15 protein-coding genes are annotated in these 15,605 nt (G+C 63.1%); all 15 read right to left on the bottom strand.

Translation table 11 applies throughout. The features are described from left to right. Nucleotides 1-849: an ethylbenzene dehydrogenase-related protein gene (locus tag ACFQL3_RS00625; protein ID WP_377050468.1), complete on the bottom strand. Its 849-nt coding sequence runs from the start codon at nucleotides 847-849 to the stop codon at nucleotides 1-3. Then, the gene (locus ACFQL3_RS00620) at nucleotides 839-1,894 is read right to left on the bottom strand and encodes a 4Fe-4S dicluster domain-containing protein (RefSeq protein ID WP_377050466.1); all 1,056 of its coding nucleotides are present in this window, start codon (nucleotides 1,892-1,894) and stop codon (nucleotides 839-841) included. Before ACFQL3_RS00620 ends, ACFQL3_RS00625 begins: the two co-directional genes overlap by 11 nt. After that, entirely contained in the window at nucleotides 1,894-4,833 is a 2,940-nt protein-coding gene (locus tag ACFQL3_RS00615; RefSeq protein WP_377050464.1) for a molybdopterin-dependent oxidoreductase, read from the bottom strand. The genes ACFQL3_RS00620 and ACFQL3_RS00615 overlap by 1 nt, the downstream gene beginning before the upstream one ends. Next, nucleotides 4,830-5,027, bottom strand: a complete 198-nt coding sequence (locus tag ACFQL3_RS00610) for a hypothetical protein (RefSeq protein WP_377050462.1) — start codon at nucleotides 5,025-5,027, stop codon at nucleotides 4,830-4,832. Before ACFQL3_RS00610 ends, ACFQL3_RS00615 begins: the two co-directional genes overlap by 4 nt. Beyond that, entirely contained in the window at nucleotides 5,020-6,483 is a 1,464-nt protein-coding gene (locus tag ACFQL3_RS00605; RefSeq protein ID WP_377050460.1) for a cytochrome b, read from the bottom strand. The genes ACFQL3_RS00610 and ACFQL3_RS00605 overlap by 8 nt, the downstream gene beginning before the upstream one ends. Beyond that, the gene (locus tag ACFQL3_RS00600) at nucleotides 6,483-7,226 is read right to left on the bottom strand and encodes a ubiquinol-cytochrome c reductase iron-sulfur subunit (RefSeq protein WP_377050458.1); all 744 of its coding nucleotides are present in this window, start codon (nucleotides 7,224-7,226) and stop codon (nucleotides 6,483-6,485) included. The genes ACFQL3_RS00605 and ACFQL3_RS00600 overlap by 1 nt, the downstream gene beginning before the upstream one ends. After that, nucleotides 7,226-7,837 carry a hypothetical protein gene (locus tag ACFQL3_RS00595; RefSeq protein ID WP_377050457.1) on the bottom strand — a complete coding sequence of 204 codons (612 nt, stop codon included), beginning with the start codon at nucleotides 7,835-7,837 and terminating at the stop codon, nucleotides 7,226-7,228. The genes ACFQL3_RS00600 and ACFQL3_RS00595 overlap by 1 nt, the downstream gene beginning before the upstream one ends. A gap of 373 nt (nucleotides 7,838-8,210) precedes the next feature. Next, a complete protein-coding gene (locus ACFQL3_RS00590) occupies nucleotides 8,211-9,170 on the bottom strand; it encodes an ABC transporter permease (protein ID WP_377050455.1) in 960 nt (319 codons plus the stop codon). Beyond that, a complete protein-coding gene (locus ACFQL3_RS00585; RefSeq protein WP_377050453.1) occupies nucleotides 9,167-9,931 on the bottom strand; it encodes an ABC transporter ATP-binding protein in 765 nt (254 codons plus the stop codon). Before ACFQL3_RS00585 ends, ACFQL3_RS00590 begins: the two co-directional genes overlap by 4 nt. Further along, entirely contained in the window at nucleotides 9,928-11,331 is a 1,404-nt protein-coding gene (nosD, locus tag ACFQL3_RS00580; RefSeq protein WP_377050451.1) for a nitrous oxide reductase family maturation protein NosD, read from the bottom strand. The genes ACFQL3_RS00585 and nosD overlap by 4 nt, the downstream gene beginning before the upstream one ends. Then, on the bottom strand, nucleotides 11,324-12,091 hold the full coding sequence (locus tag ACFQL3_RS00575) for a hypothetical protein (RefSeq protein WP_377050449.1): 768 nt from the start codon (nucleotides 12,089-12,091) through the stop codon (nucleotides 11,324-11,326). The genes nosD and ACFQL3_RS00575 overlap by 8 nt, the downstream gene beginning before the upstream one ends. A 4-nt stretch (nucleotides 12,092-12,095) precedes the next feature. Then, entirely contained in the window at nucleotides 12,096-14,009 is a 1,914-nt protein-coding gene (gene nosZ, locus ACFQL3_RS00570; protein WP_377050447.1) for a TAT-dependent nitrous-oxide reductase, read from the bottom strand. Nucleotides 14,010-14,038: 29 nt separating this feature from the next. Then, nucleotides 14,039-14,512, bottom strand: coding sequence for a halocyanin domain-containing protein (locus ACFQL3_RS00565; RefSeq protein ID WP_377050445.1), 474 nt, complete (start codon nucleotides 14,510-14,512; stop codon nucleotides 14,039-14,041). Between the two features lie 55 nt (nucleotides 14,513-14,567). Further along, nucleotides 14,568-14,825 carry a DUF2249 domain-containing protein gene (locus ACFQL3_RS00560; protein WP_377050443.1) on the bottom strand — a complete coding sequence of 86 codons (258 nt, stop codon included), beginning with the start codon at nucleotides 14,823-14,825 and terminating at the stop codon, nucleotides 14,568-14,570. 134 nt (nucleotides 14,826-14,959) lie between these two features. Continuing rightward, entirely contained in the window at nucleotides 14,960-15,601 is a 642-nt protein-coding gene (locus ACFQL3_RS00555) for a hypothetical protein (RefSeq protein WP_377050441.1), read from the bottom strand. Between the last annotated feature and the right edge of the window lie 4 nt (nucleotides 15,602-15,605).

Here is a 15,605-nt window from a genome sequence, read left to right as displayed (position 1 = left end):
TCAGTCACCCCGCGTTCGTCTGACGCCCTCGATCGTTACGAGCGTCGTGAGGACGATGGCGAGTCCCGCCACTGTCCAGAGGATCGTCTCGTACGGTGCGGCGCTCGTGTCGGGTTCGAGCGCAAGATAGTACCATTCAGTCGTTGCCTTCTGTCCGGACCGTTCGGCGTTCGATCCCTCCCAGACCGCAAAGGCGACGTCCATCTCGTTGGTCGCAGTGGCGTCTGCCACGTTCTCGCCATCGGCGGCGAGCGGTCGCGTGAACACGACGTTCCACCGGCCGTCCTCGTGGGTCGCGGCGGTCTCAAGGGTCGTCTCCTCTATCTCGGTCGTGGTGCCAGCCCCGCCGGCGAGAAGCGCCTCGGAGGTATTGTCCCCGGACCAGTACCAGACGTTCACAGGATTACTGGTCGAACCCATCGCGATCGGCGGTCGGTCGGTCCCGTTCGCCGGTAGCTGTACGGCGGCGGCGTCCGCGAACTCGTTGAGGGATTCAGTCGACCGATTCTCGCTCGTATCGCCCCAGGAGAGCCTGATGTACAGTTGATCGCTCGTGCGTGCCGCCTCGACGCGCGCGCCCTCGATGGCGGTGTCGTCGCCCCCCGGTACGGCCGCGCCAGCACTACTCATCGGGACGCTCGCGGCCGGCACTTCCTCCCAGGCGTCCCCGGTCGGTTCGGCCAGATCGGCCGGATCACCCTGCTGATCGACTGGAATCTCGTAGGCTGGGCGCGCGTCGACGAGCATCGGGAATGCCACGGCCGACGTCGCGATAGCAAGCGCGAGCACGGCGGCAAGCACGAGTTCCCGTGTCCCGAGGCGAGCGAGCCCAGACTCCTCAGTCGTCATCGGCGAACACCTCCAGGCGGTACTGATCGTCGTTGTTGACGGTCGTAAGTAGGTTCATGAGTTCACTCTCCTCGCCGCGTCTGACACGGTCGCGCTCGCGGCTGATCGTGTTCAGCGCTTCGTTGACCTGCGACCCGAACAGTTCTTCGAGGTAGTCCCGCGGGATGCGCTCGGCATCGACCGTCTCCCCGCTCTCGGACGTCTGCGGGGGCGCGAACGGCGGGATGTAGTAGACGTTCGGCTCGGTCCGGTACTCCGGATGCAGGCGGACGGCGACCTCGTACTCGTTGACGAGTTTGTGGATTGGCCCCTCTTCGTCGTCGAGGAAGCCGACGTGACGAAGCTGTGGCGGGCAGTCCTCGGCACACGATGGCGGTCGAACTTCGCCCTCGGGACCCTCGCCCTCGATGCGCGGGTAACAAAAGATACACTTCTCGCTGGTCTTCGTCTGGGCGTTGTAGTACACCTTCTTGTAGGGACACCCCTCGACGCAGTAGCGGTAGCCCCGACAGCGGTCCTGATCGACGAGGACGATACCGTCCTCCTCGCGCTTGTAGATGGCCGAGCGCGGGCAGGCCTCCACGCAGGAGGGGTGGGTACAGTGGTTGCAGATCCGGGGGAGATAGAAGTAATAGGAGTTCGGGTACTCGCCCGCCCCCTCGTCCTCGTCCCAGTTCGGGCCCCAGTCCGCGTTTTCGAGGGGACGAAGCGGCTCGTCGCTGCCCTCGTACATGATCGCCTCATGGTTGAACTCCCACGCCCGACCGTAGTCCTCCTGATCGGGCAACTCGCCGGGTGTGCGTTCTTCACCCTCCTCGTCCCAGCCACCGCCGAGTTCCTCCCAGTCCCGCGGATAGCCGGCACCGGGCTTGGTCTCCACGTTGTTCCAGTACATGTACTCGCGGCCGCCGGATTCGGTCCAGTTGGTCTTGCACGCGATTGTACACGTCTGACAGCCGATACACTTGTTCAGGTCCATCACCATCGCAACCTGGTGGTCGATGCCGTCGGCTAGGTCGACGCCGGTGTCATCGGACTGGCTCATCAGTCGTCACCCCCGAGTAATCCCGTGATCCCATCGAGGACGCCGCTGCCGTCGACCGACTCCTGGCTCTCGGCGCTCTCGACTTTCTCGACTTCGATGCGAACGTCGCTGTTCACACCGGTCGGTCCCCAGTAGTTCGGGAAGAAGTGCAGGTGCTCGCCCGTGTCCTCGGGATACTGGACTAGCTGTGTCGGCTTCATGTACATCGGAACGAGCGAGTTGAAGTTGTTCCGGTCGGGGTACTGGAACCGCTCCCAGCTAAAGAAGTGCCGGACAGTCCCGGGTTCGCCGCTCGGATACAGCTTCGCCTGTACCTCGACGGAGTCGAGGTCGTTGTACACGCGAACCATATCGCCGTCCTCGATGCCGCGTTCTTCGGCGTCGTCGGGGTTCAGGAAGACGGTCGGCTCCCCACGCTGTAGGCGAAGCATCTTGGTGTCGTCACGCCAGGTCGAGTGGATCGACCACCGACTGTGTGGTGTGTTGTAGCCGAGCGGGTACTCCGATTTCTCCTGAAGCACCGGCCCTTCCTTGTGGGTCGGCAGGGCTTCGTCGAGTTCGAGGAACCAGTCGTGGTCGATGTAGTACTGCTGGCGGCCCGTGAACGTCGGCCATGGGTTCTTGTCCTGTACGTAGTCCTGCCACGGGGTGTACGCCTCGCCGTCCTCGATATCCGAGGTCCAATGGTCGCCCGCTTCGAGAAGCCGCTGGGGCTGTTCGTCGATGTCGTCGAACGTTATCTGTTCCTCGGTGTCCTCGGGGTTCGACTCCTCGGAGTGTTCGAGGATGAACTCCGCGGCGGCTCGGTCCTCTTCGAGCCCGCCCGGTTCCTCGTCGAGCCAGTCGCGGACGTAGTCGTCGTGGACCGACTGCAGATCGATATCCCGGTCGAACTTCCTGTCTCCGATGGGCTCGATCCCCCGCTCTTCGGCGAGTTCCTGGATCTTCGCGGCGATTTCGCGGAAGATCTGCCAGTCGGTCTTTGACTCGCCCAGCGGCTCGACGGCGGGCGTGAACGGATGCACGTACGAGTGCATATCCGTGACCGAGAGGTCGTGTTTCTCGTAGTGGCTCGCCGTCGGCAGGACGATATCGCTGTTGAGCGCGGTCGAGTCCATCCGGAAGTTGATGTCGACGACGAGATCCAGTTTCGGCCAGAGTTCTTCTTCGACAGCAATGTTACCCTTGGCCTGATTGAAGAAGTTCCCTCGCCAGATGAACATCATCCGGGGATCAGGACGGGTGCCGGTATCCCGCTCACTCGGGTAGAGTGGCATCCAGCCCTCGTCGATAGAGTGCTGAATCTTCTCGGCGGTGTCGGGGTCCGTGTTCTCCATGATGCCGGAGTGGTAGTACGTCCAGAGGGTCGTCGGGACGCCCCGGACGCTCCCGGTTGGGAAGGAGAGCGATTTCCAGCCGTTGAACGTCCAGATCTTCTCCTGGCCGACGTAGTGGTCGAGACCAGTTCCCTGTCGGCCGAGGTTCCCCGTCAGCGTGACGAGCAACTGGATCGCGCGGTTCCCCAGATCGTTGTGGTACCAGTCGTTGACCCCCTTCCCGTGGATGATCTTCGCGCGGTCGACCGCGGCGAACTCGCGGGCGATCTTCTGGTGGGTCTCGACGCCGACGCCCGTGATCTCGTTGACCTGCTCGGGCGTGTACTCCGAGAGTTCCTCGCGGAGGTTGAGCCAGACCGAGCGCGTCTCGACGGTGCCGTCGGTTGTCGAGACGTCGCGCTCGACGGCGAGATCCGGATCGAAGTCGAGTTCGATGCTCACAGAGTGGTCGTGCTGACCGTCCCGCTCGCCGAGAGACCCCGGTGCAGTCTGGAGAGTGCCGTCCGCGGCCTGCATGACGAACACCTTCTCCGGTCGGTCGGCGTCGACGTCCAGCCCGGGCACCTCGCTTGCGCGAAGGAACTTCCCGGTGTCCTCCCGGACGAGCAGGGGCATATCCGTCTGCTCTTTGAGATGGGCCTCGTCGTACAGTCCCTCGTCGACGATGGTGCGGGCCATTCCGAGCGCGAGCGCGGTGTCGCTGCCAGGTTCGGGGCCGATCCATTCGTCGCAGTGGATCGCCGTCTGGCTGTAGTCGGTGAAGATGCCGACGCGTTTCGCGCCGTCGTAGCCCGCTTCGAGGAAGTACTTCGCGTCGGGGATCCGGGTGACGTTGATGTTCGACCCCCACGCGATGATGTAGTCGGCGTTGTACCAGTCCGCGCTCTCGGCGTTGTCGGTCTGGGTACCCCACGTGATCGGCTGGCCCGGCGGCAGATCCGAGTACCAGTCGTAAAACGAGTGGCTGACGCCGCCAAGGAGGTTCACGAGGCGACTGCCGGAGGCAAAGGAGACTGGACTCATCGCGGGAATCGGCGTGAACCCGCTGATAGCGTCGTACTCCTCGTCCTGAACGGTGTCGATGACCTCCTCCGCTATCTCGGTGAGCGCTTCGTCCCATGAGATCCGTTTCCACTGCCCGTTCCCCCGCTCTCCGACGCTTTTCAGGGGATGCGTAACGCGCTGGTCGGCGTTCACGTAGTCGCTGAAACACGCGCCTTTCTGACAGCCCCGGGGGTTCGGGTCGGGGAGCGACTCGTCGAAGCGCGGGTAGTCACCGGCCTGTTCCTCGCGCCACACCTGCCCGTTTCGCGTGTACACCTGCCACGAGCAACTGCCAGTGCAGTTGACGCTGTGCGTGGACCGGGCCTTGCTGTCCCAGTCCCACTCCTCGCGGTAGAGGTCCTCCCAGTCGCGATACGGGTAGTTGCCGATCGGATCGTCGACGACGTCGAGACCGTCCATCTGCAGGAGGTCGTCGGCGATGCCGAGGCCGGTTGCGCCGACGACGGTGGCTGCGCCGGCTCCCTTGAGGAAGTCACGGCGGGCGGTATCGAGGCCGTCAGTTGCTTGTTCGTCAGTAGGGTCGGTTGAGTCAGTCATTGTTTGTCAATAAGTACAGTTACGAGGCCAGAGATGAGGCCGAGCAGCACAAGCACGAGACCGGCAAGCGTCGTGATGCCCGTATGGAATCCGACGGAGATCAGCGCCAGGCCGGTTAGTTTCGTCAGCCGGTCCACCCAGCGGTAGCGACGCGGGGTCAGTGCGGGCCCGCGGGTAGCGGTCGCGTCAGTCATCGCTCGCCACCTCGCTATCGTCGGCTACACCCTCGTTGGGGCGCTCCGGTCGGTCGCCTGCTGCGCTCTTCTCGTTGCCCGGCGGTTCCTCGTCCTCCCATCCACCGAGGACGGCGTAGGTGATGGCGCCCGATAGGGTCGGAACGAGAACGAGTGCTCCGATCAGGAACGATCTGAGCGCGGCGGTCGACGTGCCGAGTACCTCGGCGAGGATCACGTCCATCCCGGCAACCGATGCGACCATGATGAACGTGATGGCGGCGATGCCGACGGCAGTGGGGAACGGGTGGTTGAGCGGGTTCCGGCTGAAGTGCTCCGGCTCGTCCGTCCGGTCGATAAAGGGCCAGACGACGACGAGCGCGAACACGATACCGGGCACCAGAAGCCCGCCGATGAACTCCGAACTGAAGTGGACGCCCAGCAGGTCGAAACTCAGCCAGGAGGGGACGAGTTTGAGGAAGCCGTACCCCCACATCAGGAACCAGTCCGGCATGATGAGCGAGGGCGTCGCCGCCGGATCGTTGGGGCCATACTCTGCGATGTTGTGCACGGGTAGCAGACCGGCCAGTAACGAGAGGAACGCCATCGTGACGAAGAACACCATCGCGCTCACGGCGGCCTGGTTCGGAAACGCAGGCAGACCGATCACGATGCTGTCGTCGTCCTTGTCGACGGTCTCGACGCCGCCGTCGGTTGCCTCGACCGATGGGCTCTCCGAACTGGCGTCCGCCGGCATCGGCCCGACGACGTCCTCGTCACGGACGCCCTCGGTGTGTTTCTGCCGGATGAGAATGAACATGTGCACGGCGATCAGGGCCGCGATGGCCGCCGGGATGACGAAGACGTGCAGGAAGTACAGCCGCGGTATCGTCGCGCTGGTCGGGAACGATCCGCCGAAGATGATGCTCGCGATGGGATCGCCAAGGATCGGGATCGAACTCGCCACGTTGTAGCCGATGCCGACGGCGGTGCTCGCGAACTCGTCGTAGGGGAGCGCGTACCCGGTGTAGGCGGCGAACATAGCCAGTCCGGCGAGACCGGTGCCGACGACCCAGTTCGGCTCGCGAGGGTTGCGGTACGCGCCCGTGAAGAACACGCGGAGCATGTGAAGCGCTATCGACGCCACGAACAGGTGTGCGGCCCAGTGATGGAGCCGCCGGATGAACATCCCGAACTCGACGTCGTACGTGATGTTGAGAACGCTCTTGAACGCCGCAGGGAGTTCCTGACCCTGATACTGCGCGACGCTGCCCTCGTACTCGACGGCTGTCGTGCTCGGTTCGTAGAAGAACGCGAGGAAGATGCCCGTCGCGGCGAGGATGAGGAAACAGAACAGCGCCACCTCGCCGAGGAGGAACGAGTCCTCCGCGGGGAACGCCTTCCCCATGAAGTCCTGCGCGTCGTCGAGGTCTAGCCGGTCGTCGGCCCAGTCGTAGGCGGCTTCGAGTCGAGACATCAGTCACCTCCGGGGCCGACTGGCCCCTGAAAATCGGCGGTCGCAACGAGATAGCCATCACCCGATATCGTGATCGGAAGTTGCGGGAGCGCTCGTGGCGGCGGCCCACCGACGACCTGTGCACCGGTGAACGGGTCGAACCGTCCGGAGTGACACGGACAGACGAGGACGTCGCCGTCACGGTCGTCGACCATACAGCCGGCGTGCGTACACACTTTCGAGAACGCGGCGTAGCCGCCGACCGTGTACTCGTCGCGGACGTCGTCGCCGTAGGCCGACTCCTCGAACCGAACGAGGATCGTCGGGGCGTCCCCGATTCCGGGTCGTGGCTCCGGAAACACCGTTAACTGCGTGCCCACGTCGAGTGTGTCCTCAGCGATCCGGGCACCCGTCTCGTCGACGAGCGGGACGCCCTCGGAGTAGACCGGCCCCTGGTACTTGCGGTCGAAGACCTGCGTGAGGCCGGAGACCGGGACGATGAGGCTCCCGAGTGCGGTGAGTCCGCCGACTGTCGCGAGGAGCTTTGCGTAGTCGCGCCGTTCGAGTGCCGCTCGAGTGTCCTCCCAGAACGGTTCGTAGATGCTCGGCTCGATATCAGGGCCCTTACCGTCAGGGCAGGCATCACACGCGTCCGTCTCGGTGCAGTCGTCGACCTCGCTGTTGCCACCGCCGTCCGGGTGCAGGTGTCCGTCGGTGTGGGTTCGGTTCGCCGTCGGTCGTGAGTCGTTGGTATCCTCCGTCATCAGTGATCCCTCCGTTCGGCGACTTCGACGTGGGGCATGAACCACGCGTAGTACGAGACTGTCGAGCCAGTGAGCGACATGAACATGCCGAACGTGTAGAATCCGAAGTACTGGGTGCGAGCGAGGGTGAGATACTCCACGGTAAACAGCGCCGCGAACGTGATTGCGAGGACGGTGAGGCCGCCCATCGCAATCAGTCCCGTTTTGGCGTCGCTCGCGTCTTTGTACTCGACGATCCAGCGGTGCTCGGTTTCCAGCCACGGTACGGTCGTTCGCGCATGCGGTGCGCTACCAGTCGTGCCGCCGTCCGCGGCAGTCGTGTCTGCCGATCCGCCACTCTCCTCGGTCGGCCGGGCCGCCTCGTTCATGAACCGATGGAAGAACGAGACGACGCCCAACAGGCCGAACAGCGCGACCCAGACGATGACGCCAACCTGACTCGGCGAGAGCTTGTTCGGGGTATCGACGACTCCATCGAGTGGCTGGATCTCGCTCACGCTCTGATCGATTCGGATCTCCTCGGACGGTGGTTCACCGTGCATCGCGACGAACCACGTCGGAATCAACACCGCGAGCACCACGAGGACGATTACGATAGCTCGTCTATCCATTGGTCTGTGCAGTGTCTGACTCCGTCGTTCGATCGACAGTACTCCGTCGCAAGAAACGGCCAGCGCCGTCCCGGGGGGCGGCGCAAGACCTGTCTTCCCGTGAACGGGGACCGGGTCGCCAAGATATACTGGCTACCGTCAAGCGGAAGGGTATGCCCATGACTATGAGTTCGTCCGAATCCTGCAGGTATCTACTCCCGAACTATTCGGTTATTTAAGTACCGTCGGGTGGTCCCTGGCGACTCGCTCACGGTATTCGGGTAGCGCTTCGGCGTCGCCGGAAAGGTGCCGAAGCCGTTCGGGTGAATGGTCGTTCTTCCCCCGAGATGATCCGTAGCGTTCGTTTCTCGAAGGGGCCACGCGAGGACGTGGATCAGAGTCGGCGTCGCCTGACGAGCCAAGACGCCGATGCCACAGGGAGGATACACCAGACGAGGAGCGCACCGATGAGAAGCGCCTGTGAGAGCCCCGCTCCAGCGAGTGCAGCGGTGAACCCGCCTCCGGCGGCCGTCCCTAGCTCGCTCAACACCAGCACGCGGAAGACGCTTACCGGGTTTGCAACCACGAGCGCCGAGAGGACGACGTCGGGAAGCGTAAACGCCGCGAGAACGCCCAGAGCGATGAGGTCGTGGACGAGGACGAACCAGACCCAGACCAAGAGCGCGGCACCGAGTGCATGGGTCTTCTCCCGGGCGATAGTCGAGAGCAGGACGGCGAGCGCGAGAAACACTGCGCCAACGGCGACTGTCGCAACGAGAAAGGTCAGAAACGCGCTCCATCGGGCCGTCCCGTACTCGCGGACGAGCAAGAACCCGGAAAATCCGAACCCGAGAACCATCGATCCGGCAAGCACGAGTAATCGGCCCAGATAGTTCCCGACGACTACTTCGCCTCGTCGGACCGGCAGGGAGAAGACGACTGCGAGCCAGCCCTCCTCTTCCCGGCCAACGATAGCGTCGTAGCCGAACGTCAGCGCCGCCAACGGAACCAGGTACACGACGAGGCTCGTCAGGGACGCGATGATTCGATCCACCCCCTCCGGGCCGACGGCCGAGCCGCTGAACGTCAGCAGCATCGCGCCGAACACTGTGAACAGCCCTGTCAGCGCGAGCGCCCACCGGCCGCGAACGGCGAGCCGATACTCCGTGGCCGCGATGGTGAACATGTGTCGAAGTGCTGCCCGGTAACCGTCACTGCCGGTCGACTGAGCGACCGTCTCAGTAGTCGGGTTAGCGGCTTCGCCCGAGTTTAGACGTGCATCTGCGTGGCCACCGTCAGAGCGGGCCTCCGCAGCAGCATCGGCCTCCACGTCTCGCCGATCCGAGTCGGTCATCGCGACACCTCCGCCGCCGCTTCGGCACCGGTGTCCGTGACGAGTTCGTTGAACGCTCTCCGTAATCCGGAACGGCCGGTGCTGGCGTCGACGGCGTCGCCGACTATCTCCTCGACCGGTCCCGCCGTGCAAACGCTCCCCTCGTGGAGTATGGCGACTCGATCACAGAGTCGCTCGACCTCTGCAAGCGCGTGCGAGCAGAAGATGACTGTCGCATTTGTCTCGTCGTTGATCTGTTCGACGATTCGGTGGAACTCGTCGACACCGCGGGGATCAAGCCCTGCGGTCGGTTCGTCGAGGATCAACACGGAGGGATCCGGAAGCAGTACCGTCGCGAGTCCGAGTCGACGCTGCATCCCGTTCGAGTACCCGGAGACAGCCCTGTCGGCTTCCGCCGGGTCGAGGCCGACGCGGTCGACCGCTCGCTCGATCCGACCGTCATCCGGGAGTCCTCGAACGGTCGCATGGAACTCCAATACCTCTCGACCGGTGAGCGCCGGCGGGAAGCCGATGTTCTCCGGCAGATAGCCGATGTGCTCTCTGATCTGACGGCTCTCTTCGGTGACGTCCCGCCCGCCAACGGTGATGGTTCCCCCATCCGGCCTGTCGTGGCCGACAAGCAGTCTGAAGAGGGTCGATTTACCGGCTCCATTCGTGCCGAGGACCCCGAACGTGGCACCGCTCGGAATCGACAGTGAAAGGCCATCGAGTGCAGTTACGTCGTCGTACGTCTTGCGGACGTCAGTGGCTAGAACGTTCATGAATCGTCGTCCTCCGATCGGGATCGGTCCGTGTACTGCTGCCAGTCGTGTGGCGACTCGACGAGCGGCTTCCGGTCGATAACTCCCGGTGCCTCGATGACCGGGAACGAACTCTCCGCGAGTCGGATCGCCTCGAACGATGGGCTGTTCGCGAAGACGGCCGCCTGTGGATGCTCCGCTGTGATCTGTTCGACCAGTCCTGACGGTCGGTATCTGATCTCGCTCACGCCGTCGCCGGTTCGATCCGCGGTCTTCGCGTCGGACCAGTAGTTGCCCCGATCAGTGGCGTTCCACTCGACGAGCGAGTTCCGCGGCGTCTTGACGTCCTCGATGTTCCCGATAAAGCTGTTTCCGGCGACGAGTTGTCCATCGCTGCCGGCGGAACTGTGAATCCCGATGTCGTTTCCAAGCACAAGGTTGTCGGTGAGGTCGTTGTCCTGTGCGTTGTATACGTACAGCCCGTTCGCGTTGTCCACGAGAACGTTCCCGCTTATTTCGGAGCGTTCGATATCCCTGACCAGAATCCCGTGGCCGCTCGTGTCGCCGTTGCGGATCGCGGTGTTGTTCCGCACCGTCAGCCCGTCGCTCACCATGAGCGCGTAGCCGACGCCGTTGTCGGCCGCGACGTTGTCGATGAGGCGGTTGTCGTCCGAGTACATGTAGTGGACGCCGTATCGGACCTTGTGGATCGTATTGTTCTCGGCGAGAACGTCCGTCGCCCAGGTGAAGTAGATTCCGTCACGGACGTCCGTGATCTCGTTGTCACGAACGACCGTCCCCGTCGTCTCGTAAAGCTGGATGCCGTTTCCACGTTCGGTGACCGGATAGACGTCTTCGCGCCCCTCGATACGGACGTTCTCGATTACGGCGTCGTCCGCGCTATCGATCCAGATACCGAACGCGGAGTCGGTGATCCGGAGGGTATCGATCCGGGCGTCGTCGCCCGAGACGAACACGCCGGCGTCTTCGGACCCGATGTCGCTACCGGATGCACGGATCCAGAGCCCGGTGACGGTGACGTTCTCGCCGCTGATCGTCAGGACGCGCTCCTCGCCGCTGCCATCGAGGACGGCACCGTCGTCGCCGGCGGTGACCGTGACGTCGTCAGTCGAGACGTTCAATCGCTCGTCGAACGCGCCGTTGAGTACGACCGTCTCGCCCGGAGCCGCCGCCTGGACCGCTGCTTCTGCCGTCTCGTAGCGCTCATCTCCGACGGTTGCGGTCCCATCCATCTCCGGCGCGGTTACGGAGGTCGCAGCGGTATCGGTCCGGACCTCGGGGGCGGAATCCGACTCCGCTGGCGTTGCGCTTCCTGCCGCGAACACCGGCACCGCGAGTGCGAGAAATAGGACCGCACAGACTGCCAGCAGGAACCCCACCTCGGCAGAGTTTTTACGCATGGTCTTCTCGGTCCTCCGTACCGTTTGGCCTGTCATCGTGATGATCCCCCCGCTGGCGGCGGTGGGTAACTCTCTCGCGGATTGTTTCCGGGATCGTCCGCAGTAGTGCCGGGAGATCCAGAACAGTCGCTTCCGTATCCCGGGCAAGGTACGCGATAGCTAGCAGGCCGATGGCGGCGATAGTCATGTATCCGCCAGGGCCGAACCAGGCGAATCCGCTGATGTTCGCGACCTCATAGCTTCCGAGCAGTGGTGGCGTAAACCCCTCGATACCCCGAAGTGGGGCGTCGGGGTCGAGTGTATGTCCAGCCTGATACAGGCGGTACTGGATGAGGACAAACATACCCAGAAAGACACTCGTCGTGCCGGCGAACTGGGCCATCAGGCCCATTTTGAGCTTTCGCACCGTCGGCGCAAGGGAGACGAATATCCCAGTCAGTGCAAGCAGGAGGTACACGACGGGGCCGAGAACCCATTCCGGCGTGTCGATTGCTTTCTCGTGTACGTCGTAGTTCGGTTCGACGTACACCGGATCAGGGAAGTAGAACCCAGCGTACTTGTTGAGGCCCTGAATCTCGACAAAATCGCCGCTCAGATGCGGATACACGTACAGCTCGATGATCATCGGATCGCCGGGATACTGTGGTGCGGTGAGCGTGATCTCCCAGACCGGGATCAACAGTGCGGCGATCAGCAGCACCGCTGCAAGAAGCGGTAGCGCCCGCCGGATCTCGATGAAACGCGCGAGCGATGATCGCATGGAGTCAGTCCTCCGGCTGGACGATGAGCCGTGAGCGCATCTCCAGGTGTAGCGCACTACAGAAGTGCGCGCAGTAGATCCAGTAGACGCCGGGGTCATCGGCAGTGAACGTCACTTTTCGCGTCTCCTGCGGGGCGACCCGCATGTGGACGTCGTGTTCCGGGATCGCCACCGAGTGGAGCAGGTCGCTTGTTGACTCGATGTTCGTCACCTGTAACTCGACAGTGTCGCCCTCTTTGACGGTCATCTCCTGGAAGCCGTAGTGGTTCCGTGTCGAGTACATCTTGATCTCGACGCGGTCATCCTCGACGCGCTCCATCGTCTCGTCGCCCTCGTCGGTATACTCGAGGTCGAGGTCGTCCGGATCGTACGTTGCCGCGGGATCGAGCTTCGAGCGGTGACAGATCGACGCGTCGTGGGGCTCGGCGTGTGCGGGCGAGTCCTTTACGTGTTCCATCCCCGCCTCATCGTCGCCAATGTAGATGAGCTGGTCGTTCTCCGGATGTTGCGGCCCAACGGGCAGGAACCGATCCTTCGAGAGCTTGTTCAGCGAGATGAGCCAGTCGCCGGCGGGGTCTTCGGTGTAGGACTCCGCGGCGATCAGGTGGCCCGGGTTATAGTGGACGTCGAGCTTCTCGATCACTGGACTCTCGGACCCTGGTTCCGCCTCGACGGCTTCCTCGATGTCCCACTTGACGATCTGTGAGTCGATGAACAGCGTGGTGTAGGCGTGGCCACGACCGTCGTAGGCGGTGTGGAGCGGCCCGAGGCCAAGCTGGGGGCGCCCGACAATCGCATCCGTCGGGTCGTCGACCTCGTCGATCATGTCGATATCGATGACTGATGCGGTCGGGTCGAGTTTCCCGCTCGCGATTGCGTACTTGTTGTCCGGCGTCACACTGACGCCGTGGGGGCTTTTCGGCGTCGGAATGTAGGTGACGATGGGGTCGTCGCCCTGATTGAGCGGGCTGTCCTTCCGACCGTCGACGACCGGGACCTCGTTGATGACTTCGTACTCGCCGTTCTCGACGGCCTCCTCGATTCGGGGAATATCGAACGCCTTGACGTCGTCGCGCTCCGAGCGGGTCATCCCTTGCTCGGTGACGGCGCCCTCGCTGTTGTACCCAGTCGTGAAGAAGTACCGGCCCTCCTTGCTCCCATCACCGTTGTCCATGTTGCCGTCGACACGCACCTCCCACTCGACGTTCATCGACTCGGGGTTGATCGCGGCCAGCACCGACTCGTAGGCGTCCGGGTCATCGAGGTCGCGCCCGTCGTTCGGCATCGGGATACGGAACTCGCCGACGCCGAAGATGATGTCGGTGTCCGGGAGCTGCGCACAGGATCCGTGGGTCCCCTGCTGATTCGGGATATCGACGATGGCGTCCGTCTCGAAGTACGTCAGATCGATCCGAGCCATCCGACCGTTTGCCTTGTCGTTGACGTATGCGAACCGGCCGTCGTAGTCGCCGTCGGTCTGACTGATCCGCGGGTGGTGTGTGTCACCCCACGTGTATCCGCCAGCCTCCTCCAGCATCTCGCGAGATTCGTCATCGTGGCCGTATCCGGTCCCGCTATCGGGCTGGAACACGGGGATACGGGCGAGTTCGCGCATGGATGGCAGCCCGTAGACGCGGATGCCGCCGGACTGGCCGCCGCTGAGGAACGCGTAGTACTCGTCGTGCTCGCCCGGTGGAACCGAGTGGTTGGCGTCTGCAGCAGCCGTTCCATCGTTGTTGTCGCCCCCAAGCAGGTCGGTACAGCCAGCCAGTCCGCCGAGGCCACCGGCAGCCGCGCCGGCCTTCATGAAGTCGCGACGCTTGAATCCGGGGAGCAGCCAGTCGGATTCCTCGTCGGATGCCGCTTTGCTCTCGTCGTCGTTCGTCGTCTTCGGTCGTTGTTGTGGTCTGTGTGTCATAGGTTGATATTATCTGTGATCGCTCGACGTCACTGAACGACGACTGCACCTTTCATGCCGACGGATCTGTGGGGGGTACACGCGTATTTGTGAACGCCGGACTCCTCGAAGGTGTGCTCGAAGGTAAAGCCCGTTTCACCTGTGGTCTCACTCTCGAAGTCACCGTTCTCCGCCGAGACGTTGTGGTCACTGCCCTTACCGGTCCACTCCCAGACGACGGTCGTACCAGGGGAGACAGCGACTGCAGCAGGTCCGAATGATAAACCGTTCCCGGCACCGACATCGACGGTCGCTTCGTCGCTCCCGGTCTTGTCCACTGTCCCATCATAGTTACTGACGTCGCTGAACCAGCCTTCGTAGTCCGGTTCGTCGCCCAATTTGTCTGCGTTGCTACCGTCGTCACCGTCGGCACTACCTGAGCAACCCGCAAGAAACATGCTTGCGGCCGCTGCTCCGGTGATCTGTACGAATCGTCGTCGGTCGAGTCTGGTGTCTTCTGTCATCGGTCTATAACTCGTGGTCGGTTGGTTGGGTTGGTCAGGGAAGCTGTAAGCGCGCTCATTGCTCCGTTCGGTCCGAGGTGTCAGTGTCGACCTTCGGGAACCGGGCGATGAACTTCGACGCGCCCTCGCGCTCGACATCGTAGCCGTCTTCGTCGAACGCTGGCACTTCAGCGGCCATCTCGTAGTAGAGCGGCTTGGGCTCGTGGTCGTTGATTATCGTGAGCGTCTCGCCGGCATCGAGGCCGTCGAAAGTGGCGTGGATCCGGTCGTGTCGCTCGTTGGGCGGGATCTCCCTGACATCGATCTCTGTCATCGTATCCATTACTCTGTGGAGTAACTGCATGGCTCGTGTTGCGAACACGTTCGCAATCACTCTCTGAGAAGTGAGATAGGTTCCTCCAAAATGGGAACGCTCACGTCACCGGATTTTGGTAGCTCTAGGTCCGCCTACCGCCGGACCGTCGAGACGGTGAAACAGTCGTCGTCAGTCAGTATCGTCTGGACGCGAGTGTGCCACTCGTCGGCAAATGCGGCGCGCTCTTCGGGCGTTTCCCTCCCGTCGATTATCTTCTGAAGATGCTGCGTTGCAGGTCCAGCGGCCGGGATCTCGTCGACGTGGTAGGTGACGGTAACGCGGTCGCCCGTGTCGGTTCGTTCGAAGGCGACAGTCGGCCCGTCAGCCTCTAGTTCGCCGAAGTCGAGCAACTCATCACGTCCACCGTAGCCGCCAGCGAGGCCGGCAAAGCCGTCCTCCTCGGCGGCCCCGGTGATGTACGAGACGAGTCGGGACAGCACGCCGTAGGTGGGATCCGATTTCGGCCCGCCCATGGTGACCTCGATCTCGCCGCGGACCGGAATTCCCTCGAGATAGAGCGCGCCAAGCCCGATCTGAGTAATTCGGAAGGCCCCCGCGGCCGTCGGACAGGAGTGACCGGCCGCCTTGACGACGTCCGCATAGCTGATGACGAACGGATCACCCGGCCCCAGAACTGCCAGCGCCTCTGCGACAGGATCTCGGAGCCGAATCGGTTCGACGGTGTCGTACTCGACGTTCCAGTTCGTCTGTTTCTTTTCGTTCTGTTGGATCATTGTA

It is taken from the genome of Natronoarchaeum sp. GCM10025321 (assembly GCF_042663585.1).
Taxonomy (GTDB): Archaea; Halobacteriota; Halobacteria; order Halobacteriales; family Natronoarchaeaceae; genus Natranaeroarchaeum.
This window is presented reverse-complemented; position numbering and strand designations above follow the sequence as displayed.

Excerpts from the sequence above, each read along its gene's own strand:
- ACFQL3_RS00625 (WP_377050468.1), bottom strand. The coding sequence starts at position 849 with ATGACGACTGAGGAGTCTGGGCTCGCTCGCCTCGGGACACGGGAACTC.
- ACFQL3_RS00620 (WP_377050466.1), bottom strand. The coding sequence starts at position 1,894 with ATGAGCCAGTCCGATGACACCGGCGTCGACCTAGCCGACGGCATCGAC.
- ACFQL3_RS00615 (WP_377050464.1), bottom strand. The coding sequence starts at position 4,833 with ATGACTGACTCAACCGACCCTACTGACGAACAAGCAACTGACGGCCTC.
- ACFQL3_RS00610 (WP_377050462.1), bottom strand. The coding sequence starts at position 5,027 with ATGACTGACGCGACCGCTACCCGCGGGCCCGCACTGACCCCGCGTCGC.
- ACFQL3_RS00605 (WP_377050460.1), bottom strand. The coding sequence starts at position 6,483 with ATGTCTCGACTCGAAGCCGCCTACGACTGGGCCGACGACCGGCTAGAC.
- ACFQL3_RS00600 (WP_377050458.1), bottom strand. The coding sequence starts at position 7,226 with ATGACGGAGGATACCAACGACTCACGACCGACGGCGAACCGAACCCAC.
- ACFQL3_RS00595 (WP_377050457.1), bottom strand. The coding sequence starts at position 7,837 with ATGGATAGACGAGCTATCGTAATCGTCCTCGTGGTGCTCGCGGTGTTG.
- ACFQL3_RS00590 (WP_377050455.1), bottom strand. The coding sequence starts at position 9,170 with ATGACCGACTCGGATCGGCGAGACGTGGAGGCCGATGCTGCTGCGGAG.
- ACFQL3_RS00585 (WP_377050453.1), bottom strand. The coding sequence starts at position 9,931 with ATGAACGTTCTAGCCACTGACGTCCGCAAGACGTACGACGACGTAACT.
- nosD (WP_377050451.1), bottom strand. The coding sequence starts at position 11,331 with ATGCGTAAAAACTCTGCCGAGGTGGGGTTCCTGCTGGCAGTCTGTGCG.
- ACFQL3_RS00575 (WP_377050449.1), bottom strand. The coding sequence starts at position 12,091 with ATGCGATCATCGCTCGCGCGTTTCATCGAGATCCGGCGGGCGCTACCG.
- nosZ (WP_377050447.1), bottom strand. The coding sequence starts at position 14,009 with ATGACACACAGACCACAACAACGACCGAAGACGACGAACGACGACGAG.
- ACFQL3_RS00565 (WP_377050445.1), bottom strand. The coding sequence starts at position 14,512 with ATGACAGAAGACACCAGACTCGACCGACGACGATTCGTACAGATCACC.
- ACFQL3_RS00560 (WP_377050443.1), bottom strand. The coding sequence starts at position 14,825 with ATGACAGAGATCGATGTCAGGGAGATCCCGCCCAACGAGCGACACGAC.
- ACFQL3_RS00555 (WP_377050441.1), bottom strand. The coding sequence starts at position 15,601 with ATGATCCAACAGAACGAAAAGAAACAGACGAACTGGAACGTCGAGTAC.